This window comes from Paenibacillus sp. J22R232 (assembly GCF_056269165.1).
The window spans coordinates 16,177-36,775 of record NZ_JBWDNK010000019.1 but is presented as its reverse complement, the minus strand read 5'-3'; the positions used below and the strand labels follow the sequence as shown (position 1 = coordinate 36,775).

Below are 20,599 nucleotides of genomic sequence, written 5' to 3'. Positions count from 1 at the left end.
GGAACGGCTGTGAAGATCAAAATCCTTTTAGTTGACGACCATCAAATTGTTTTGAAAGGCATTTCTTTTTTTCTGAATATGCAGCCGGATTTTGAATTGGTCGGCGAAGCGCATCATGGGCAAGAAGCGGTGGAGAAAGCGGAGGAACTAAAACCCGATATTATTCTGATGGACCTTAACATGCCGATTATGGATGGCATTGAAGCAAGCACGCTAATCGCCAAGCAGAATCCTCATATTAAAGTACTCGTGCTGACAAGCTTCTCTGATCGCAGCCATATCGTGCCGGCGCTTCAGTCAGGCGCAATCGGATATATGCTGAAGGATGTGGAGCCTGATCAGCTTGCCGAAGCGATCCGCAGTGCCTATAAGGGCAATATCCAGCTCCATCCCGACATTGCGAGCGCGCTATTGGCTGAGGTTTCACCGAATACCCAGCCTGCGAAAGAAGGCCCAGGCCGCGAATTAATGGAGCAGTTAACGCCGCGGGAGCTTGAAGTGCTGCAGTTGATTACGAAAGGCATGAGCAACAAGGATATTGCATCCGCCTTGACAGTTGCAGAGAAAACGGTAAAAACGCATGTAAGCAGCATTTTGAGCAAGCTTAATATGACAGACCGTACGCAAGCCGCGATTTACGCTGTGCAGTTAATGAATGAAAGCGAATAACGCAACAAGGTCAGACTTTAGTCGTAAGACCATGCCTCCGTCTATTCTGACTTTTTTTTAATCATTTTTCAGCCTAATTGCCGATGTTTCCTCCCGAAAAACTATATACAATAAAGGTACTTACTAAAAGTAAATCACATATCCTGGAGGGAAACACAAAATGAGTACAGTATTATTTGTTAAAGCGAACGATCGCGGAATTGAAATGGCAACTAGCGTTAAACTATACCATGCATTTTTGGACAGCTACAAAGCTAGCCATCCTGAGGATACAGTTGTTGAGCTTGATTTGTTCCAAGAAGAGCTGCCATATCTGAACGCGGATATGATCAACGGCAACTTTAAAGCAGCTCGCGGCTACGACCTTACTGAGGGCGAGCAAGCTGCTGTAGCGGTTTCCGATAAATATATCAACCAATTCCTAGCTGCTGATAAAGTCGTATTCGCATTCCCGCTTTGGAACTTCACGGTTCCGGCTGTTCTGCACACGTATATCGACTACCTGTCGCAAGCTGGCAAAACGTTCAGCTACACGGCTGAAGGTCCGGTCGGTCTAATCCCTGACAAAAAAGTAGCGCTTCTAAATGCTCGCGGCGGCATCTATTCCGAAGGCCCTGCTGCCGGCGCAGAAATGGCATTCAACTTTATTCGCAACGTAATGGGCTTCTACGGCGTGAAGAACCTTGAGAGTGTCATTATCGAAGGGCATAACCAATTGCCTGACCAAGCGGAAGCTATCGTAGCAACTGGCCTTGAGCAAGCGAAAAAAGTAGCAGTAGGATTCTAATTGCCGCTTCCTATTCGGAGACAGCCGGACATACGTTCGGCTGTCTTTCTGTGTGTGGAGGGAAATTCCCTTTAATAAAAGGTTGACTTGATCGGTCTGACCATGTATAAATTATATAGACCAATCGTTATAATCGAGGAGTGAATGGATGCCAGAAAAAATAAATACGCGACAAATTATCCTTGAGACGGCTGCAAGGCTTTTTTTCACGAAAGGATACCACGCAACCGGCTTGAGCCAAATTATTAAAGAGAGCGATTGCCCAAAGGGGTCGCTTTATTATTATTTTCCTGACGGCAAGGAAGAGCTGGCGCTGGAATGCATTAACTGCACGAGAGATCTTGTCCTCGAGAAGTGGTCCAGCAAGTTCGCTGAGTTTGATGAGCCTTCTGATGCCGTTCAAGCGTTTGTCCTTGATATGGCGGAGGATGCCGAGAAGTATGATTTTAAGGGCTACATGCCGTTTAGCTTTTGGATGGCGGTAGAAACGTCGTCGATTAGCGAGAAGCTCCGGAGTGCCGGACAAGCCGTATTTGCCGCATGGCAATCGGCTATTTCTGACCGTCTGGTTGCCGCGGGCATGGAAACGGGGAAAGCGACGGAAATCGGAGTCGTTATCATCTCGCTTTTGGAAGGCGCGCTGATCCTTACGCTGACGAATCGCGACAAGCAGCCGCTTCTGACTGTTGCGAAATGCGTGCCGTATGTTATTAACCAATGCCCTTCCTTCTGAATGATAGGCATGTACAAAGATAGGTAATTATGGGAGAGTGGAATGCTTGCAAGCAACAATGACAGAAACGAAACAACAGTCAGGACAGAAATTTAAAGTCGTACCCATTATGATATCCCTGCTCTTAGCAGGTTTCGTTGGGATGTTCAGTGAAACGGCGCTAAACGTAGCGCTAACCGATTTAATTGAAGTGTTCAACATTACGGCGCCGACGGTTCAATGGCTGACGACCGGCTATTTGCTAACGCTCGGTATTTTGGTACCCGTATCGGGATTGCTGCTGCAATGGTTCTCCACTAGGCAGCTATTCATTGCTGCGGTCAGCTTTTCGGTGCTCGGAACGCTTGTGGCCGCGCTTGCGCCTAGCTTTGAGGTGCTGATGACAGCACGCGTTATTCAAGCGATTGGCACGGCACTTTTGCTTCCGCTCATGTTTAATACGATTCTCATAATATTCCCTGCCGAAAAACGCGGGGCGGCAATGGGCGTAATCGGGCTCGTTATTATGGTTGCTCCCGCAGTAGGTCCTACTATTGCTGGTCTTCTGATCGAAAATTTAAGCTGGCATTGGATTTTCTGGCTATCGTTGCCTTTCTTGGTCATAGCGCTTCTGTTCGGCATCCTGTTTATGCAGAACGTATCTACGATTACAAAGCCGAAAATCGATATTTTCTCGCTCGTATTCTCGACGCTCGGCTTCGGCGGCATCGTGTTTGCATTCAGCAGCGCGGGTGAAGGCGAAGGCGGCTGGACGAGCACGAAGGTCGTTTCGTTTATGATTATCGGGATCGTCGCGCTTTTCATATTTGCGATTCGCCAAATTATGATGAAGCAGCCGATGATGAACTTGCGTGCCTTCAAGCATCCGATGTTCGTGGTTGGTACGCTTATGGTATTTATCTGCATGATGGTTATCCTGTCATCCATGCTTGTACTGCCGATGTATTTGATTAGCGGCCTAGGGCTAAGCGCATTGACAGCGGGTCTTATCCTGCTGCCAGGCGGCCTTATCAATGGGATCATGTCTCCGATCATGGGTGGGCTGTTCGATAAATTCGGTCCGAAATGGCTGGTCATTCCCGGACTTGCTATCGTTGCAGCCGTCCTTTGGTTTTTCTCGGGCATTACGACTGCTTCCACAATCGCGCTGATCATTGTACTGCATTCTTGCCTCATGATCGGTATTTCGATGGTGTGGATGCCTGCCCAAACGAATGGTCTTAATCAGCTTCCGCGCGAGCTGTACCCGGATGGCACGGCTATCATGAACACGCTGCAGCAGGTAGCAGGCGCTATCGGAACAGCAGTAGCGGTAAGCATTATGACTGCAGGCATGAATAGCTTTATGAAGGATGTCGCTGACCCGACAGATCCTGCGAATGCACCGCTTGCCATGACGGCGGGCATTCAGAATGCGTTCATATTCGCGATGGTCGTCGCTATCGTTGGTTTGATTGTAGCTTTGTTCATTAAACGAGTTCATGTCGAGAAACAGCATTAGATTTTATTGCGATTAGTAAGTTAGCCGCATGATTAGACGTTAGCCAAACAGCTAACGTCTTTTTTTTTTGTATGCAGCGATGAATTGGTTGGTTAGTTTAGCAACCAATTGGACGGTTACAGCGCGGCGACGGGGAGGTATGCTTATTTTAATGGCAAGAGGTTAACCATGGAGATCCACATGAAAAAGGAGATGGCTGACGATATGGGTGAGCAGAAGGTTAAGGTGGCCGTCGTACAAGCAGCTCCGATCTTATTCGATAAAGAATCTGCGTTTCGGAAAATAGCGGCTTACGTCCAAGCGGCAAAAGGGAATGGCGCTAAGCTGCTGCTATTCCCGGAAGTATTTATTGGCGGATACCCGCGAGGTTTTTCCTTTGGCGCCAGGGTAGGCAGCCGAACGATGGAAGGACGCGAGGATTGGGCAAAATACGGGAGCAGCGCAATTACGATTCCCGGTACGGATACGGATCTATTGGGCGAGATTGCAAGAGAAGCCGGCGTTTATTTAATTATTGGCGTTGTAGAGCGCGACCAAGAATACAGCCAATCAACGTTATACAACAGCATCGTATACATCGGTCCTGACGGCAAGCTGCTTGGCAAGCACCGCAAGCTCGTTCTGACGGGCTCCGAGCGTTTATTATGGGGACAAGGCGACGGCAGTACCCTGACCGTTATCGACACGCCATTTGGTCGAATTGGCGGCTTGATTTGCTGGGAAAACTATATGCCGCTTGCGCGAATGGCGATGTATGCCAAAGGTATCGATATATTGGTAACTCCGACAGCCGATGCGCGCGATACATGGCAGGCCACCCTTAAGCATGTTGCTTGCGAAGGCAGATGCTACGTGCTGTCGAGCAACCAGTTCGCCACCAAGGATTCCTATCCGGAGAGCCTCAATGGGTATGCCGAGCTTGCTAATGATCCGGCAATTCTTTGCAGAGGAGGCAGCGCGATCGTAGGTCCTTTGGGCGAATATGCAGCTGAGCCTGTATACGGTATGGAAACCGTTATTTATGCGGATCTGGATATGGCTTCCGTTACGGCAAGCCGGTTCGACTTCGACGCTGCGGGCCATTATAATAGGCCGGACGTATTCCAGCTGCAGGTGAACGAAGCTAAGCAAAGCATCGTAAGCTTTGGCTGATTGTTATAGATGTGGCTAAGTTTGCTTTGCAAACGGGTGAATGCAAGCAAAGCAAGCTATGCCTAGCAAAACGAAGCGTATGCTTACGAAGCAAGCTTTGCTTCGCAAAACTTTTGAGGAGATGATCAAATGGAAGTGCCAGTTGGCGTATGGATTGCGGCGGGCATCATTGTGGCTATTTTAGCGTGGATTACCTTTTGGATAACGAATAAAGCATATTCCCGCAGGTGGGAGGATCATGATACAGAGGATAATGGCAACCGTTTTTAAGCAAAACGTACGGTTTCATGCCTCAAGCGCGGCTCACACTCCCTTCGTGTATAAAATAGTGCTACAATAGTAAGAAAAACATGAGGGGAAGTATACGGGTGCTGCATGGACGCATGCCCGGAATAAACGATGGATGAAACTGAACCTCAACCTACAAAGCCTTGCGCTAGCTGCAAGCAGATGAGGCCGCTGTCAGAGTTTTTGCGCCGAACGGGCAGACGAGCCAGTGCGGGATCGCGGCGCGGCGCTTGCCGTACTTGCCGAAAGGCCCGGACCGCGAAGCTAGAGCCGCCGACTATCGCCGCTCAAAGCGAGAAAGTCAAAATAGAAACGGAAAAGGCGCGAAAGCCGCGCGCTATGCCGCACATGCCAACGATACCGCTTCCTAACGACCCGGCAGCGCTGAAGAAAACGCGCCAGGGCACGATTTGGATGAGGGGGAAGACGGACAAGGGACGGCGATGGTACCAAGAAATAGAGCTGGAGCTTGCAATAACGCTTATTAACGAGCATGCTGCGGTTATCGTCAATCGGCATACGATTAGGCGCTTGTTCAGCAATAAGGAGTTTCGGCGGCACATTTTAGAGCGAGATAATCACATTTGTTATTTTTGCGGTGAGTTCGGTGATACGATCGACCATATGCTGCCTCGCGCGAAAGGCGGACATACCACGCCGCTCAATTGCGTATGTGCCTGCAACGCCTGCAACCAGTCCAAAGCCGATCAGGATCTGGATGCTTTCATGAACAATGAAGGACCTATTTTCAAGGAATGATTCCTTTGAAAATAGGTCCTTTTTGATGCGAGCACTAGTCTAGCTTAATTACGGGCAAAGAACGATACTCTCTTCACAGTCATGCGAAGGGGTGGCTGTTTAATGGAAAATGACTTCCGCTTGAATGAGCACCTTCTCATAACGGGTATGCGGATTTAGAATTCGCCATAGCATTTTATCAACGGCTCTTTTGCCGAGCAGCTCTTTGTCAACGTTAACGGTAGCAAGAAATGGCACCTCGGGATACGTATTGTCGAAGCCCGTAAAAACAAGGCTATCAGGTATGCTAATGTCCATTTGACGTAGGATGTCCAGCGCGACCTTGGCCAAAATGTCATTCGCGCATACGAACACCTCAGGCAAGCCGTGCTCCGTAACGGCAGCTTGAAGCGTGTCCTCGATCTGCTCGATCTCCGGTCCGTTCAAGGACGGAATCTGGTTCAGTTCGATGCCGTGGTCGTCAAGAGCGGACCGAAAGCCAAGGAATCGTTCATAGAAGCTGTGGGCATCGCGTATATTCCCCAAAAACTGAAAGCTGCGATATCCTTTCCGTATGACATACTCCATGATCTCCCTCATGCTTGACAGGTTGTCCGTAAAGACGGAATCGCAATGAAAGCTTGGCTCCACATGATCAACCATAACGATGGGGATACCGATTCGTTTGATCTCTTGCAAAATTTGCGTGGAAATCGTACCGACGGTTATGACGCCCATGATTGCTTCAGGCTTCAGCATAGAAAACATGGAATCATCCGAAGGCTCGGTCAAGGTCAGAATATTGATGCCTTGCTGATTGAGGCGGGAGGAAATGCCGTTAAATACGGGACCCCAATAAACGGAATCCGTATTCTGATAGCGAACGTTCGGAAATAACACGAGAACCGTTCCCGTCCATTGGCGCGGTCCCATTGCGTGAAGCTCATTGGACAGCTGCCCGGCAGGAGCATCCTTGAAGTAGCCAAGCTGCCCCGCAGCTTTATAAATAAATTCTCTCGTTTGCGGGCTGACGCCGGATTTGCCGGATAACGCGCGTGATACGGCGAATTTGGAGAGGCCCGTAAGGTCGGCAATGGATTGTATCGTTACTTTTTTACGCATGGATTTCAGCCTACTTTGTTTGGAGTATGGGGGAGATAAGCCAATTGGCTTAATGCTCGGTACGCTAATTATGTGATATCTATTTTACAGGAAACGAATGCGTAGTAAACGTTATTTTTGATAATCATTTAATTGTTTGTTGTTTCATCAAAAGTGTTATTTTTGTTATGTTCTTGTCAGCTGCCGACAATTTAGGATTATGAACGAGATATGCTGTAGTATTATAGTCTTGTTACTATTAAATTATAAATAACAAACGATAATAAAATAACAAAAATCATTGACCGTTAGGCAGATTGTGTTAGAATATGTTAGGTGAAGTTGGTGCGATGATAACAAAAAAAATGAGCCTGACATTCGGGAGGACACAATGAGAGCGACACAACAAGTACTTAATAATTGGAATTTTAAAGCTTGCGGGGAAAAAGAATGGCTGCAAGCCGTTGTTCCGGGTTGCGTGCATACCGATTTGCTTCGCAATGGAAAAATCGAGGATCCGTTTTATGCGACGAATGAGCATGACCTGCAATGGATTGATAAAATAGATTGGGAATATGAAACGCAGTTCGACGTGTCTGAGGAGCTGCTGCAATCGTCCGTGCTGGAGCTCGTTTTTGACGGCTTGGATACTTATGCGGATGTATACTTGAATGGTCTGCATGTCCTGTCCGCAGACAATATGTTTCGGTCGTGGAAGGCTGACGTGAAGGCAATCGTGAAGCCTCAACATAATCAATTGCTTATCAAATTCCGTTCTCCGGTACAGGAGGATCTGCCGAAGATCGATAAGCTGGGTTACAACCTTCCGGCTTCTAATGATCAATCCGAGCTAGGCGGGCTCGGTGCCCAGAAAATTAGTATTTTTGCGCGAAAAGCACCTTATCATTATGGCTGGGACTGGGGTCCGCGTTTCGTAACGAGCGGCATATGGCGGGAAGCAAGGCTTGAAGGATGGTCGAACAGCAAAATCGCTGACGTTCATATCCAGCAGGATGAAGTAACGGCGTCACAAGCCGCTTTGACGGTTTTTGTGGAAATCGAAGCGGAGTCCGCATGGACCGGGACGGTTAGAATTAGCACGGAGAATTTCACTTGGGAACAGGAAGCGAGCATTGAGCGCGGTATACAGACCGTAGAAATCAAGGCTGTAATCCCTGAACCCAAGCTTTGGTGGAGCAGAGGGCTTGGAGATGCGAATCTGTATACCTTCACAGCGGAGCTTCTAAACGGAGAGGAATGGATCGCGGCTCGCTCTGCACGAACAGGCCTCCGTTCCGTCCGCTTGGTCCGGGACAAAGACGAGAAGGGAGCCAGCTTTTATTTCGAACTGAACGGCGTACCTGTCTTTGCCAAAGGTGCCAACCATATTCCGAATGACAGCTTCATTACGAACGTGACCGATGAACGCTATCGGCATGAAATCGTGGCGGCAGTCGAATCCAATATGAACATGCTGCGCGTTTGGGGCGGCGGTATATACGAGCAGTCGGTATTCTACGAGCTGTGCGACGAGTATGGCATTATGGTATGGCAGGACTTCATGTTCGCTTGCAGCATGTACCCTGGCGACCAGGCTTTTCTGGACAATGTGCGCCAGGAAGCCATTGAAAACGTAAAACGGCTGCGCAACCATCCTTCGGTCGTGCTTTGGTGCGGCAACAACGAAATCGATTCTGCTTGGGCACAATACGATGAAACCGGCGGCTGGGGCTGGAAAAAGGAATATACGCTTGACCAACGGGCTGTCATATGGGCAGATTACGAGTCAATCTTCCATGACATTCTGCCGGAAGCCGTTACGGCATTCGCGCCTAATACGCCCTATTGGCCATCTTCGCCGATGATCGACTTGACAGGCGATATAAACCAGCATGCGCATCCGCTTTCCACGGAGGGGGACATCCACTACTGGGGAGTTTGGCACGCCGTTGAGCCTTTCGAGAATTATAACGTAAAGGTCGGACGCTTTATGAGCGAGTACGGCTTCCAATCTTTCCCGGAATACGACACGGTCATGACCTTCGCTACCGAAGCGGATTTGGCACTGGATTCAAAAGTAATGCGGGCCCATCAGAAGAACGGAGACGGAAACCGCCTGATTAAAGAGTACATGGATATTTATATGAAGCAGCCAAAGGACTTTCCGGCATTTCTATATATGAGCCAAGTGCTGCAAGCCGAAGCAATGAAAATGGCGATTGAAGCGCATCGCCGCAATATGCCTTATTGCATGGGGACCCTGTACTGGCAAATGAATGATTGCTGGCCGGTTGCTTCATGGGCAGGGATGGATTATTACGGCAAATGGAAAGCCATGCAATATTACGCGAAAAGAAGCTTTGCCGATACGATGCTTTCATTTGATCGGACGGACGAGGGCGTCGTGCGCGCATTCGCAATAACGGATCTGCTTTCGCCAATAGCCGGCGAGCTGCGGTTGACACTTTACGATTTCGCGGGAACCATCGTGAAGCAGCTCATTACAGAAATATCTCTTGACGGAAACAGCTCTGCGGTCGTCGCTGCTATTAATGAGCAGGAATGGTTAGCGGGCTTCGAAGCCGGAAGCGTCGTATTGCACGGCGAGCTGGTGCAGGATGGTATTCAGCTGGACAGCAAGACGTATTATTTCTCCAAAGCGAAGGACCAGAACCTATCCGAGAGCACCATTCGCATATCGGAGGTAGAAGGCAGCGAAGGCACCGCCTTTAGGCTAAGCAGCGATGTCCTTGCCAAGCAGGTTTGGGTAAAAGCAGAGCATGAAGGCATGTTCGATGATAATTTCTTTGATCTTATCCCTGGCGTAGACAAAGTCGTCACGTTCTCGTTCCGAGCTCAGGATGAGCAGGCAAGCAAGCCTACGAATGCAGGGACGGTTCAGGTTCGCTCCATGATTGATTTCTTAGCAGTGGACTAAGGATAAGGCTTCACCTATATGAGCGCAAAATGATGCTTGTTTTGGTCATTTCGCGCTTTTTTTCATGTCATATACTGGAATCGCGAATAAAATATTTAGTTTATAAAAATAAGTAAGCATCATTGCAACCTTTTTTTGTAAAGCCCGTCTATGATGGAGGAACGTTCCAAATACTTGATGAGGTGATTACCATGACAAACAAATTCAAACTCGTTACATTAGCAGCAACAGCAGTGCTTACCCTATCCATAGCCGGACAAAGCTTTGCGGCGTCAACTTCGTTCTCGGATATCGCGAATGTAACGGCTAAGGATAAAATTACCTCATTACAAAATAAAGGTTTAGTAAAAGGTGTAAGCACGGACCGCTTCTTCCCAGATGCAACGCTTACGGCAGCGCAAGGCATTCAATTAATCGTGAACGCGCTTGATCTGAACATCGATACGCTTCGCTTTATCAAAGAGCCTCATGCCACTGATTATTTCCCGAAAGCGAATGATGACGCTTGGTATGCGGATGCGCTTATCATCGCGGCGAATAATGACATCGGCTTGCCGACTGATCTGGACCCTAACAAAACGTGGACAAAGGAAGAGTTCGCGCATCAGCTTATGCTTGCGATCGAGAAGCATAGCAACCTGCCGATGATTAAGATCATGCCGATGGAATTTAACGATCAGGCTGAGCTTTCCGTATCCTATGACGGCTCTGTCCAAAGAGCGCTTGTACTTAAAATCGCTGAGCTAGATGCGGCCGGAAATTTCAATCCTACCGATGAAATTACGCGTGCGGATGCAGCAATTCTCATCTTCAACGCGCTTGCTTATATCGATGCGCATCCCGCGCCATCAGCTGAATAAGCACACGTCAATAAAACGCTAAATAGAAGAGGGGCCTGAATGGGCTCTTCTTTTTGCACTTTTGCTTTACCGCTTAAAAGGATTAATGTATTATAGTGATAAAGGTTTTTATTTCAGATGTGAAGGTGATCATGGTGATGAAGCAAAATATCGAGGTTCGAGCACGCAAGGCGCTGGACCAAATGAAGCCTTATTCCCCAGGCAAGCCGGTCTGGGAAGTTCAGCAGGAGCATGGCTTGGAGCGGGTCATTAAGCTAGCATCCAACGAAAATCCGCTTGGGCCGTCGCCTATGGCGCTGGAGGCCATGAAGGAAGCCTTATCCGAGCTGCATAGATATCCGGATGCCCAGGCTCTTCGTTTGAAACAAACGATAGCAGATCATTATGACCTCGTGCCTGAGCAGGTTATCGTAACCAATGGAGGAGACGAGCTTATCACGTTAATATCGGAAACGTTTCTGGATGCGGAAGACGAAATCGTAGTGCCAAGCCCGACCTTTAGCGAATACGCTTTTGGAGCACAGCTGTTGGATGCTCGGACCGTAACGGTGCCTTTGAAGTCCGATTTCCAGTACGATGTGCATTCGATTCTTGCGGCCGTAACGGATCGCACCAAAATCGTCTACCTATGTTCGCCGAACAATCCGACAGGTACATTTTTGGCGGAAAAGGATTTGAAGACGATTGTTGATTCGCTGCCCAAAAGGGTACTGGTTGTCGTGGATGCCGCATACAGCCATTTCGCGTCGGATGCATCGTATTCGGATGGCGTATCATTGGCAAGAGAAGGGTATCCGGTGCTTGTCCTAAACACGTTCTCCAAAATTTACGGGCTGGCTGGCATACGAGCCGGTTATGGCATAGCGCCGGAGTCGATTATCCAGAGCATCTTGAAGGTTAAGGAGCCTTTTAATGTTAATGCACTAGCACAATCCGCCGCCTCCGCGGCATTAGGCGATATCGACCATGTGAAGAGATCGAAGCAGCTCGTATGGACAGAGAGGGAATACCTCTACCAAGCGCTGGATGAGCTGGGCTGCAGCTATACGGAGAGCATGGGCAACTTTGTGCTCGTCGAGCTTGGCGAGCATGCAGAGCGCTTTTATGAACAGCTAATGGCAAGAGGAATAATCGTAAGGCACGGGAAAATGTGGAATCTTCCTCATTACGTGCGAATATCTATCGGTACGAGGATGGAAAACGAATGCCTGGTTGCCGCGCTAAAGGATTTGCGGAAGGAAGAGCTATGATGCTCATGCTGACTGCATGATAAAGAGACCTGTTCCGGAGCATGCTCCGGAACAGGTCTCTACTGCATTATGGCTAGCCGATAAATTCTTGGACCCAAGATCCGTTGTAGTAAGCTACACCGATCTTCGTGAAGCTGCCGTTTAGAATGTTTGCTCGATGCCCAGGACTGTTCATCCAGTCCGTCATTACGCGTTCAGCGGTCGGTTGTCCTTTAGCAATGTTCTCGCCGGCTGAGCTGTAAGTGATCTGGAATTGTCTCATCATGTCAAAGGGCGATCCGTACGTAGGGGAATTATGATCGAAATAGTTGTTGTCGGACATGTCCTTTGCTTTGACCATGGCCATGTTGGCAAGCTTGCTGTCCATCGTTAATCCGCCTAAGCCTGCTTTGGACCGTTCGGCATTCACGAGTTGCAGCACCTGTTGCTCGAATTGACCGGTAGCTGCTTTTTCACCGCTAGGATTCGGAGTTGCGGGAGCTTGCGTGCCCGGATTTTGGGTTGTCGGATATTGGGTCGTCGGCTGCTTGGTTACAGGGTATTGAGTGGTCGGATTTTGGATTCCCGTATTATCGCCGAACAGCCAATCCGGGAACGTAAACTGCGAGCCCCTAAGCGTGCCTGAAGGTCTTCCTGGCGACGTTGTGGCGACCGACGAGGCTCGCGTAACATGCGGTGCTGCGGTAATTAACGGCGCTTTGTCTTTGGCATACTCATGGGCAGACTGTTTGTGCATCATGTTAGAGCCCGACGAACAGCCGGTAACGACTAATAATGCAGCAATCGCAACGAACTTCTTCATGTACGTACACCTCATATTATTAGGATAGAGTGCTTGTCACGCCTTTATATTTTCCCCGGAAGACGGCGGCTATCCCAAGCCTTATTAAAAGATTTTGGTTTTTTTGGAGGAAGGACTTGCGTTATGCAAATGCCTATGATATATTGTTAATACAAATAACAAATTTAAACCTTGAATTCACATATTGAAAAGGGTTGTCATTTGTATAATGATACTTTTCTCAATGTGTGATTTTTAGTTTTTCTGGAAAAAACATGTTAAAAAAATTATTGGAGGTTTTTATAATGGAACAAGGTACAGTGAAATGGTTTAACGCAGAAAAAGGTTTTGGTTTTATCGAAGTTGAAGGCGGAAATGACGTATTCGTACATTTCTCCGCAATTCAAGGCGAAGGCTTCAAATCCCTTGACGAAGGTCAACGCGTTGAGTTCAACGTAACTCAAGGCAACCGTGGACCACAAGCAGAAAACGTTGTAAAACTGTAGGTTTTACACATCAAGAGTCCTTAACATTCGTTAAGGGCTCTTTTTTATAGGCCAAAGGAGGATTGTACAATGTATTTTCGTAGAAAATCGTTAGAAGATCATCCTCAAGAAAGCACGGTTGTTTGGACCTGTGGGAACGATACCTGCAAAGGCTGGATCCGTGATGATTTTGCATTCGAGCATGTCCCGGCATGCTTTCTATGTCACTCGGTTATGGTAAGAAGCGAGAAGATGCTCATTACGTTGAATAACTCCAATAAAGATATCAAATCATTAAAGCCGGGCAAATTAATTTCTTAGAATAAATTTCGCTCATATGAAATGCTCATATGAAAAGGACGCTGAATCGGTAATCCGACTCAACGTCCTTTTTGCTTTGTTAACGAAGATTTTGAATGTTAATTTCAGGATTTACTTCTGCTTCATAATCAATGCCATCCGTCTCGAAGCCGAACAGCTGGAAAAATTCCCGACGATACCCTTCAAGGTCTGACAATTCATATACGTTTTCGGTGGACAGCTTCGCCCATACATCCGCAACCTCGGCTTGAATCTCCGGTCTCATCTCCCAATCGTCGACACGGATCAGACCTTTCTCGTCAACAGCGGTTTCGCTGCTGCCGTATAGCCGTTCAGAGAACAGCCGGTACATTTGCTCGATGCAGCCCTCGTGAATGCCTTTTTCCTTCATGACTTTGTACAGCGCGGAAATATAAAGCGGTACAACCGGAATAGCCGAGCTGGACTGCGTAACTAACGCTTTGTTGACCGAGACGAACGCGCGGCCGCCAGCTGTGCCAAGCTGCTCGTTCAATCGCTTAGCCGTAGCTTCCAAATCGTTTTTGGCAGCTCCGATCGTGCCTTCGCGGTAAACCGCATGCGTGATTTCTGGACCGATATAAGAATAAGCGACAGTCGTTGCGCCTTCAGCAAGCGCGCCTGCAGCCGAAAGCTCATCGATCCACATTTGCCAGTCCTCGCCGCCCATTACGGCAATCGTTTGGCGAAGCTCATCCTCGGTTGCCGGCTCAATCGTAGCTTGCGATACTTCGCCGCTGTGGAAATTGACGGTTTTGTTCGCATACGTGCCGCCAAGCGGCTTTATAACGGATGAGAAGGTTTCGCCGGTTTTGGGATGCGTACGGCGCGGTGACGCGACGCTGTATACGACAAGGTCGATCTGCCCAAGCTCGGTGCGAATTAAATCAATCGTTTTCGCTTTGATTTCATCGGAGAAGGCGTCTCCCACGATGCTGTAGGATTTGCGGCCTGCAGCAGCGGCAGCGTCTTCGAAAGCAGCTGAATTGTACCAGCCTGCGGAAGCTGTGCGAGCGCCCTCAGCAGCTTTGTCGAAATATACGCCGATGGTATTCGCGCCAGCTGCGAAGGAGGATACGATGCGTGAAGCGAGACCATAGCCGGTGGAAGCTCCGATGACCAATACGTTCTTAGGGCCTGATATCGCAGGCTGAGCGCTTACATAGTCAATTTGGCGCTGTACTTGCTGGGCACAGCCCTCGGGATGTGCAGTCGTACAAATGAATCCGCGTGTTTTTGGTTGGATAATCATATTGGAATATTCCTCTCTATTATGGAATTTTTGCGAGTATGCTTTATGTAGTGGGACAACTCTATCCCATTTTACAGATTTTTAGGACGGAAGGGAAGTTCTCTTCGGGCCGTCTGGTCAGTTTTTGTATGAAAATGCGGGGTACGCATGAAACAAATAAGCGCCAAGTCAGCACATACGCTGCCTTGGCGCTTATTTATGTAGAATTTAACGGCGGCCTGCGAGCTGCTGCTCAGCGATTTGAACGAGCCGGCGAGTAATCAATCCGCCGATGGAGCCCATATCGCGCGTTGTCATATGGCCATAATAGCCGTCTTGCGGAAGTTGAATGCCAAGCTCTTGAGCTACTTCGAATTTCAATTGCTCCAGCGCTGCGCGCGCTTGCGGTACAAGAAGTTGATTCGTGCGGTTTGCCATCTTTTCTCAGCCTCCTTCTTGCATCTATTATGCGAAAGTGCAAAGGAGATTATTCGTGAATTCCACCTAAATTTACCGCCGATTTTTGGAGTAGTTTCATGCTAGAATGGTTAGACGGAAGGGGGCGCCGTTATGTTTGTAAAACCGATGCTTCTGACAGAGCATGCTCAGCCTTTTGATGACGATAATTATATATTCGAACCGCTAATTGACGGACACCGGCTGCAGCTTTCATTCATTCATAGCAAGCCGAAATTATATACCAAGCATTGCAACGACGTCACAAGGCAATATCCCGAACTACATAATGTTCCATTGCGGGAGCCGGCTGACGTATTATTGGACGGCGAGGTTGCATATGTGAACCCGGATTCGGGAGTTTTCGATTACCGTGTCCTTCAGGAAAGGTACCGTATCAAAAAAGAACCGACGATCCGGGAAGCAAAACGGACAAACCCAATTAAGTTTTTCGTATTTGATCTGCTTTATTATAACGGAATGGATATGAGAAAACAGCCGCTGCTGGAGCGGAAGAAGCTGCTAAACGTGATTTTGGACGATAATGCCTATTTCAAAAAAATGCTTTACGTCGAACGGGAAGGTTCGGCGCTGTTTGACCTCGTCAAAAGCTCTGAATTGGAGGGCGTTGCCTGCAAACGCAAGGATAGCATCTATATGGAGGGCAAGCAGGATGACTGGCTCCAGGTGCTTAATGGCGAATACAGACATTTAGCGATGTAGGAGCGCAAGCAGATGTAAATATGCAAGTGGATGATCAAAGGGAAAAAGGATACCGTTAGCATAAGCTAGCAGTATCCTTTTTTATAGGGGGCCATTTGTTTCATCCATCATCTAATTGGTTAAGTAAATAGTAAACAAAAAACTGCAATCGCTATAAAAGCGACTGCAGCCCTAAAATGGTACTCTGTGTACCTAGCTAAGAACGCGTCTAGCCGTTACGTACTTCTTTGCCCAATAGCTGCTTCCTAGGCTCGTTACGGTAACGCCTTGGCTAGTGGAGCTGTGAATAATTTTGTTATTGCCAGCATAAATAGCGACATGGCTAATGGACTTGCCATTCGTATTGAAAAATACAAGATCGCCCACGCTCAAAGAGCCCTTTGCAACCTTCTCGCCAACTCCTGCCTGTGCAGAAGAAGAGCGGGGAAGGGTAACATTCAGGCCTTTGTACAGAAACTGGGTGAAAGACGAGCAGTCAAAAGCGTATGTAACGCCAGCTGGTGCGCCGAATTTATAAGGTGTGCCGATATATTCTTTGCCGGTCGAAATAAGATCTAATGTTTCAGGTGTCGCTGCATGCGCCTTTGGCGCAAAAGAGCCTAATGTGATTGCCGACATGACGACCGCGCTGCAAATGCCTGCTTTGGCAATCGATTTCAGTAAGTGTGATGTTCTCATGCTGTCAGGATGTCCCTCCGCGTTTCGTTTTATGTGTATTGACTATAACACATAAAAAAACGGCGAAAATCGCAAATGAGAGCGATCCGTTAGTTATAACAGGGATTCTGAGAGTTTATGAGAATTAAATGAAAAAAAACTCATAATTAAAGATAGGCAGCGGAAACTAAGGCATGTTTACGCCTCTAGCGCTTACTAGCAGGCTGTACCATTGCTCTCTTGTCATGATTTCAGCTTGATGAACCGCGTCTTTACATGCGATAATGCGCTCTGGGTTTATCGTGCCGATTACCGGCTGAATGCGAGCGGGATGCTTCATCAGCCATGCTAAGACGATGGATTCAGGCGTCGTGCCATTCTCATCCGCGATTTGCTTCACCATAGCTGCCGTTTGAATTTCTGACTCGCTAGCATTCTCCGAAACTCTACCCGAGAATCTTCCTTGGGCTAGAGGTCCCCATGCTTGAATTTGAATGTCCTCCATTTGCATGAATTCCATCAAACCTTCGGCAAAGTTGTCCTTTAAACCAGCTTTCTGGTTCACATGAATGCCTTGATCAACCCAGTCATGTCGCAGCAAGCTAAGCTCCAGCTGATTCACAACGATCGGATCCGGAAGCGCGCGTTGGAGGAAACGAATTTGGCCAGGGCTCATATTGGAAACGCCGAAATTGCGAACCTTGCCTGACAGCTTCAGCTTTGTGAAGGCTTCTGCTATTTCATCCGGCTCCATGAGCGGATCCGGACGGTGCAGCAGGAGGACATCAAGGTATTCCGTTCCAAGCCGCTCAAGAATTCCGTCTACCGAAGGCAGTATATGCTCCTTCGAGAAGTTGAAACGACCAGGCAATACGCCGTCTGACAGCTGAATGCCAACCTTCGACTGGATGACGATCTGCTCGCGAAGCTTAGGCTGCTGCTTCAGGACCTGTCCGAAAATAGATTCTGCTTTTCCTCTCGTATAAATATCGGCGTGGTCATACATCGTAATGCCGATGGAAAGAGCGGCATCAACGGCTGCTTCGGCCTGACGTATATGATCTGTTGTAATCGGGTCTGCAAGATCCCAGCTTCCGCCAAGGCCCATGCATCCTAGTACTAAACGGCTGTCCGATATTCCTCGACGCTCTAAAGGCATCAATTTCATTGTTCATCAACCTCCGAATATTTGGATTAAGCTTAGACGGTTACTATTATACCTTGCAATTTATTTTGATATAAGCACTGAAAAAAAGTTCACTAACTAACTTTCCAGCGCAAAAGGCGAGTATGAAGCCGATTACCGCAGATTTGTTTGCAAGCGCTTCATGATGGTGCTACATTACTATTATTAACAATGAAATACATTCATTATATTTCGGGAGGATTACAGAATGGCGTTCATAACCTGCAACTTTTATTCTGAAGCACTAGGCCTAAGCACCTCAATGACTGTTATTCTGCCCCAGCAAACGACTTCCCAGATCGGCCTTACGAATCGCAGCAGTCAAAAGCTGCACAAAACTTTATATTTGCTTCACGGACTATCCGATGACGATACCATTTGGGCACGGAGAACTTCGATTGAACGCTATGTAGCCGAACTTGGCCTTGCCGTCGTAATGCCGAATGTGCATCAGAGCTTTTACACGGATATGGAATACGGCAATAAATATTGGACCTTCCTCACAGAGGAGCTGCCGGCCATCGCCCGTTCCTTCTTCCCTCTTTCAGACGCTAGGGAGGACAATTATGTTGCAGGCTTGTCCATGGGAGGTTATGGCGCGTTCAAATGGGCGCTGCGGCACCCGGACCGAATTGCGGCCGCTGGCAGCTTATCAGGCGCGTTAGATATGGCCAATCATATTAAAGATGCCGCTATGCCGCATATGAACTCCTTTTTCCGTCTCATCTACGGCGAGAAGGATATTACAGGATCTAACGAGGATTTGCTGCATCTCGTTCGGGATCAGCGGAGCTCCGAACAGAAGCCGCTGCTCTTCCAATGCTGCGGCACGGAGGACTTCTTATATAAGGATAATTTGGCTTTCAGAGACGCTGCGGAGCAAGCTGATTTTCCTTTGACATACGTCGAAGGGCCAGGCACACACGAATGGGGCTATTGGGATACGCATATCCAACAGTTTTTGAAATGGCTTCCGCTCTCCGAGTAATCACATAGATTGAAGGATCAAACACACCGAATAACACGTATTCGGTGTGTTTTTTTGCGTGCGGGAACATGATTTGCAGCGTATTGCAATATTTTCCGAAATAAGGGTTGCAAAATGTATCCGCTCCCATTATGATTTGTTTAGGATTAATATATTTATTTTTGGATAAACAAATATATTAATTTAAATAAAAACGATGTATCCATCCCACATAAAAAGCGAGGTTGATTTTTTTGGCAAATCGGATAACGATCAATACCGACCTAACGGCGGGTACGATTAACCGCAATATTTACGGACATTTCTCTGAGCATTTGGGACGTTGCATATATGAAGGCATTTGGGTTGGTGAAGATTCCCCGATCCCAAACACGAACGGAATCCGCAACGATGTAGTAGCAGCGCTGAAGAAGCTTAACATTCCCGTGCTGCGTTGGCCAGGCGGCTGCTTTGCGGATGAATACCATTGGAAGGACGGCATCGGCCCGCGTGAGTCGCGTAAACGGATGATAAACACGCACTGGGGCGGTGTGGTGGAAAACAACCATTTCGGCACGCATGAGTTTCTGATGCTTTGTGAAATGCTGGAATGCGAGCCTTACATTTCAGGCAACGTAGGGAGCGGCACGGTACAGGAGATGTCCGAATGGGTGGAATACATGACCTTTGAAGGCGTTTCGCCGATGGCCGAGCTGCGTCGCGAGAACGGCCGCGAAGAGCCTTGGAATGTCAAATATTTCGGCGTCGGCAATGAGAATTGGGGCTGCGGCGGCAATATGCGCCCTGAGTATTATGCGGATCTTTATCGTCGATATCAGACCTATGTGCGCAATTACGGAGAGAACAAAATCCATAAAATCGCTTGCGGCCCTAACGTTGACGATTACCGCTGGATGGAAGTAGTCATGCGTGAAGCACATGGCTTAATGGATTCCATTTCTCTACACTATTATACGATTCCGGGTGCCAGCTGGTCAGAGAAGGGCGCAGCTACGGGCTTCTCAGAGGATGAGTGGTATAGCACGTTGAAGAAAGCGCTTTGGATGGACGAGCTCATTACGCGCCATTCTACGATTATGGATAAATATGACCCTACCAAACGCATTGGCCTTATCGTTGACGAATGGGGAACATGGTTTGACGTTGAGCCGGGAACAAACCCAGGCTTCCTCTACCAGCAGAATACGATTCGGGATGCGCTCGTTGCAGGCGTGACGCTCCATATTTTCCATGATCATTGCGACCGGGTGCAAATGGCGAATATCGCGCAGGTCATTAACGTACTGCAATCGGTTATTCTGACCGAAGGCGAGAAGATGCTGCTCACGCCGACGTATCATGTTTTTGAAATGTATAAGGTGCATCAGGATGCCGCACTGCTGACTACGGCTATCGAAAGCCAAGATTACGCGCATAACAACGAGAAGATCCCTCAGATTTCGGTATCTGCCTCCAAGGACGCTGAAGGCCGCATTCACATCAGCTTGTGCAACCTGGATAACGATGCGCCTGCAGACGTAGAAATCGACCTGCGTGGACTAGCCGGGCTCGGCCTTGCTGTTTCGGGTACGGAGCTGACTGCTTCACTGAAAGACGCCCACAATACGTTCGAACAGCCAGAAGCGGTGAAGCCGTCAGTTTATCAAGCTTTCACGGTCGAAGGCTCCACAATCAGCGCGAAGCTCTCGCCCATGTCAGTAACGGTGCTTGAGCTCATTTCCGAATAGGAATAAAAG

Annotated in this window: 21 protein-coding genes; 15 read left to right on the top strand and 6 right to left on the bottom strand. The window is 48.2% G+C overall.

Going from position 1 to position 20,599, the window contains the following annotated elements:
- Positions 1-9: 9 nt before the first annotated feature.
- From AC0YN3_RS29495 to AC0YN3_RS29465, 7 genes are all read left to right on the top strand, one after another.
- On the top strand, positions 10-669 hold the full coding sequence (locus tag AC0YN3_RS29495) for a response regulator (RefSeq protein ID WP_475778482.1): 660 nt from the start codon (positions 10-12) through the stop codon (positions 667-669).
- A gap of 160 nt (positions 670-829) precedes the next feature.
- Positions 830-1,456 (top strand): FMN-dependent NADH-azoreductase, encoded by a 627-nt coding sequence (locus AC0YN3_RS29490; RefSeq protein ID WP_475778481.1) that lies wholly within the window; start codon positions 830-832, stop codon positions 1,454-1,456.
- 148 nt (positions 1,457-1,604) lie between these two features.
- Positions 1,605-2,189, top strand: a complete 585-nt coding sequence (locus AC0YN3_RS29485; RefSeq protein ID WP_475778480.1) for a TetR/AcrR family transcriptional regulator — start codon at positions 1,605-1,607, stop codon at positions 2,187-2,189.
- A gap of 58 nt (positions 2,190-2,247) precedes the next feature.
- Positions 2,248-3,690 (top strand): DHA2 family efflux MFS transporter permease subunit, encoded by a 1,443-nt coding sequence (locus AC0YN3_RS29480; RefSeq protein ID WP_475778532.1) that lies wholly within the window; start codon positions 2,248-2,250, stop codon positions 3,688-3,690.
- 204 nt (positions 3,691-3,894) lie between these two features.
- Positions 3,895-4,842 carry a carbon-nitrogen hydrolase family protein gene (locus tag AC0YN3_RS29475; RefSeq protein ID WP_475778531.1) on the top strand — a complete coding sequence of 316 codons (948 nt, stop codon included), beginning with the start codon at positions 3,895-3,897 and terminating at the stop codon, positions 4,840-4,842.
- A 129-nt stretch (positions 4,843-4,971) separates the two neighbouring features.
- Positions 4,972-5,112, top strand: a complete 141-nt coding sequence (locus tag AC0YN3_RS29470) for a hypothetical protein (RefSeq protein WP_475778479.1) — start codon at positions 4,972-4,974, stop codon at positions 5,110-5,112.
- A gap of 129 nt (positions 5,113-5,241) precedes the next feature.
- Positions 5,242-5,889, top strand: coding sequence for an HNH endonuclease (locus AC0YN3_RS29465; protein ID WP_475778478.1), 648 nt, complete (start codon positions 5,242-5,244; stop codon positions 5,887-5,889).
- A 99-nt stretch (positions 5,890-5,988) separates the two neighbouring features.
- On the opposite strand, the gene AC0YN3_RS29460 is transcribed toward AC0YN3_RS29465, so the two are convergent.
- Positions 5,989-6,990 (bottom strand): LacI family DNA-binding transcriptional regulator, encoded by a 1,002-nt coding sequence (locus AC0YN3_RS29460; RefSeq protein ID WP_475778477.1) that lies wholly within the window; start codon positions 6,988-6,990, stop codon positions 5,989-5,991.
- Between the two features lie 370 nt (positions 6,991-7,360).
- On the opposite strand from AC0YN3_RS29460, the gene AC0YN3_RS29455 reads away from it, so the two are divergent.
- The 3 genes from AC0YN3_RS29455 (at position 7,361) to hisC (ending at position 12,017) form a co-directional block, all read left to right on the top strand.
- Positions 7,361-9,907, top strand: a complete 2,547-nt coding sequence (locus tag AC0YN3_RS29455; RefSeq protein WP_475778476.1) for a beta-mannosidase — start codon at positions 7,361-7,363, stop codon at positions 9,905-9,907.
- A gap of 191 nt (positions 9,908-10,098) precedes the next feature.
- Complete coding sequence (locus AC0YN3_RS29450; protein WP_475778475.1) at positions 10,099-10,767, top strand: S-layer homology domain-containing protein; 669 nt, start codon at positions 10,099-10,101, stop codon at positions 10,765-10,767.
- A gap of 137 nt (positions 10,768-10,904) precedes the next feature.
- Positions 10,905-12,017 (top strand): histidinol-phosphate transaminase, encoded by a 1,113-nt coding sequence (gene hisC, locus AC0YN3_RS29445; RefSeq protein WP_475778474.1) that lies wholly within the window; start codon positions 10,905-10,907, stop codon positions 12,015-12,017.
- Between the two features lie 73 nt (positions 12,018-12,090).
- Here hisC and AC0YN3_RS29440 read toward each other — a convergent pair whose 3' ends face one another.
- Positions 12,091-12,819, bottom strand: a complete 729-nt coding sequence (locus AC0YN3_RS29440) for a CAP domain-containing protein (RefSeq protein WP_475778473.1) — start codon at positions 12,817-12,819, stop codon at positions 12,091-12,093.
- Between the two features lie 284 nt (positions 12,820-13,103).
- Here AC0YN3_RS29440 and AC0YN3_RS29435 point away from each other — a divergent pair, with 284 nt between their 5' ends.
- Positions 13,104-13,304, top strand: a complete 201-nt coding sequence (locus AC0YN3_RS29435) for a cold-shock protein (RefSeq protein WP_053377054.1) — start codon at positions 13,104-13,106, stop codon at positions 13,302-13,304.
- Between the two features lie 69 nt (positions 13,305-13,373).
- Positions 13,374-13,604 carry a cold-shock protein gene (locus tag AC0YN3_RS29430; protein WP_475778472.1) on the top strand — a complete coding sequence of 77 codons (231 nt, stop codon included), beginning with the start codon at positions 13,374-13,376 and terminating at the stop codon, positions 13,602-13,604.
- 79 nt (positions 13,605-13,683) lie between these two features.
- Here the strand turns inward: AC0YN3_RS29430 and fabV are convergent, their stop codons facing one another.
- Positions 13,684-14,874, bottom strand: a complete 1,191-nt coding sequence (gene fabV / locus AC0YN3_RS29425) for an enoyl-ACP reductase FabV (RefSeq protein ID WP_475778471.1) — start codon at positions 14,872-14,874, stop codon at positions 13,684-13,686.
- Between the two features lie 207 nt (positions 14,875-15,081).
- A complete protein-coding gene (locus tag AC0YN3_RS29420) occupies positions 15,082-15,291 on the bottom strand; it encodes an alpha/beta-type small acid-soluble spore protein (protein ID WP_183560184.1) in 210 nt (69 codons plus the stop codon).
- A gap of 132 nt (positions 15,292-15,423) precedes the next feature.
- Between AC0YN3_RS29420 and AC0YN3_RS29415 the strand changes: the two genes are divergently transcribed.
- On the top strand, positions 15,424-16,032 hold the full coding sequence (locus tag AC0YN3_RS29415; protein WP_475778470.1) for an ATP-dependent DNA ligase: 609 nt from the start codon (positions 15,424-15,426) through the stop codon (positions 16,030-16,032).
- 192 nt (positions 16,033-16,224) lie between these two features.
- Here AC0YN3_RS29415 and AC0YN3_RS29410 read toward each other — a convergent pair whose 3' ends face one another.
- Positions 16,225-16,710: a C40 family peptidase gene (locus AC0YN3_RS29410; protein ID WP_475778469.1), complete on the bottom strand. Its 486-nt coding sequence runs from the start codon at positions 16,708-16,710 to the stop codon at positions 16,225-16,227.
- Between the two features lie 166 nt (positions 16,711-16,876).
- Positions 16,877-17,857 carry an aldo/keto reductase gene (locus tag AC0YN3_RS29405; protein WP_475778468.1) on the bottom strand — a complete coding sequence of 327 codons (981 nt, stop codon included), beginning with the start codon at positions 17,855-17,857 and terminating at the stop codon, positions 16,877-16,879.
- Positions 17,858-18,083: 226 nt separating this feature from the next.
- Between AC0YN3_RS29405 and AC0YN3_RS29400 the strand changes: the two genes are divergently transcribed.
- Positions 18,084-18,863, top strand: a complete 780-nt coding sequence (locus tag AC0YN3_RS29400; RefSeq protein ID WP_475778467.1) for an alpha/beta hydrolase — start codon at positions 18,084-18,086, stop codon at positions 18,861-18,863.
- Between the two features lie 233 nt (positions 18,864-19,096).
- Positions 19,097-20,590: an alpha-N-arabinofuranosidase gene (locus AC0YN3_RS29395; RefSeq protein WP_475778466.1), complete on the top strand. Its 1,494-nt coding sequence runs from the start codon at positions 19,097-19,099 to the stop codon at positions 20,588-20,590.
- Positions 20,591-20,599 lie beyond the last annotated feature (9 nt).

Coding starts and splice junctions, on each gene's coding strand:
- AC0YN3_RS29490 (WP_475778481.1), top strand. CDS start 830: ATGAGTACAGTATTATTTGTTAAAGCGAACGATCGCGGAATTGAAATG.
- AC0YN3_RS29485 (WP_475778480.1), top strand. CDS start 1,605: ATGCCAGAAAAAATAAATACGCGACAAATTATCCTTGAGACGGCTGCA.
- AC0YN3_RS29480 (WP_475778532.1), top strand. CDS start 2,248: ATGACAGAAACGAAACAACAGTCAGGACAGAAATTTAAAGTCGTACCC.
- AC0YN3_RS29475 (WP_475778531.1), top strand. CDS start 3,895: ATGGGTGAGCAGAAGGTTAAGGTGGCCGTCGTACAAGCAGCTCCGATC.
- AC0YN3_RS29470 (WP_475778479.1), top strand. CDS start 4,972: ATGGAAGTGCCAGTTGGCGTATGGATTGCGGCGGGCATCATTGTGGCT.
- AC0YN3_RS29465 (WP_475778478.1), top strand. CDS start 5,242: ATGGATGAAACTGAACCTCAACCTACAAAGCCTTGCGCTAGCTGCAAG.
- AC0YN3_RS29460 (WP_475778477.1), bottom strand. CDS start 6,990: ATGCGTAAAAAAGTAACGATACAATCCATTGCCGACCTTACGGGCCTC.
- AC0YN3_RS29455 (WP_475778476.1), top strand. CDS start 7,361: ATGAGAGCGACACAACAAGTACTTAATAATTGGAATTTTAAAGCTTGC.
- AC0YN3_RS29450 (WP_475778475.1), top strand. CDS start 10,099: ATGACAAACAAATTCAAACTCGTTACATTAGCAGCAACAGCAGTGCTT.
- hisC (WP_475778474.1), top strand. CDS start 10,905: ATGAAGCAAAATATCGAGGTTCGAGCACGCAAGGCGCTGGACCAAATG.
- AC0YN3_RS29440 (WP_475778473.1), bottom strand. CDS start 12,819: ATGAAGAAGTTCGTTGCGATTGCTGCATTATTAGTCGTTACCGGCTGT.
- AC0YN3_RS29435 (WP_053377054.1), top strand. CDS start 13,104: ATGGAACAAGGTACAGTGAAATGGTTTAACGCAGAAAAAGGTTTTGGT.
- AC0YN3_RS29430 (WP_475778472.1), top strand. CDS start 13,374: ATGTATTTTCGTAGAAAATCGTTAGAAGATCATCCTCAAGAAAGCACG.
- fabV (WP_475778471.1), bottom strand. CDS start 14,874: ATGATTATCCAACCAAAAACACGCGGATTCATTTGTACGACTGCACAT.
- AC0YN3_RS29420 (WP_183560184.1), bottom strand. CDS start 15,291: ATGGCAAACCGCACGAATCAACTTCTTGTACCGCAAGCGCGCGCAGCG.
- AC0YN3_RS29415 (WP_475778470.1), top strand. CDS start 15,424: ATGTTTGTAAAACCGATGCTTCTGACAGAGCATGCTCAGCCTTTTGAT.
- AC0YN3_RS29410 (WP_475778469.1), bottom strand. CDS start 16,710: ATGAGAACATCACACTTACTGAAATCGATTGCCAAAGCAGGCATTTGC.
- AC0YN3_RS29405 (WP_475778468.1), bottom strand. CDS start 17,857: ATGAAATTGATGCCTTTAGAGCGTCGAGGAATATCGGACAGCCGTTTA.
- AC0YN3_RS29400 (WP_475778467.1), top strand. CDS start 18,084: ATGGCGTTCATAACCTGCAACTTTTATTCTGAAGCACTAGGCCTAAGC.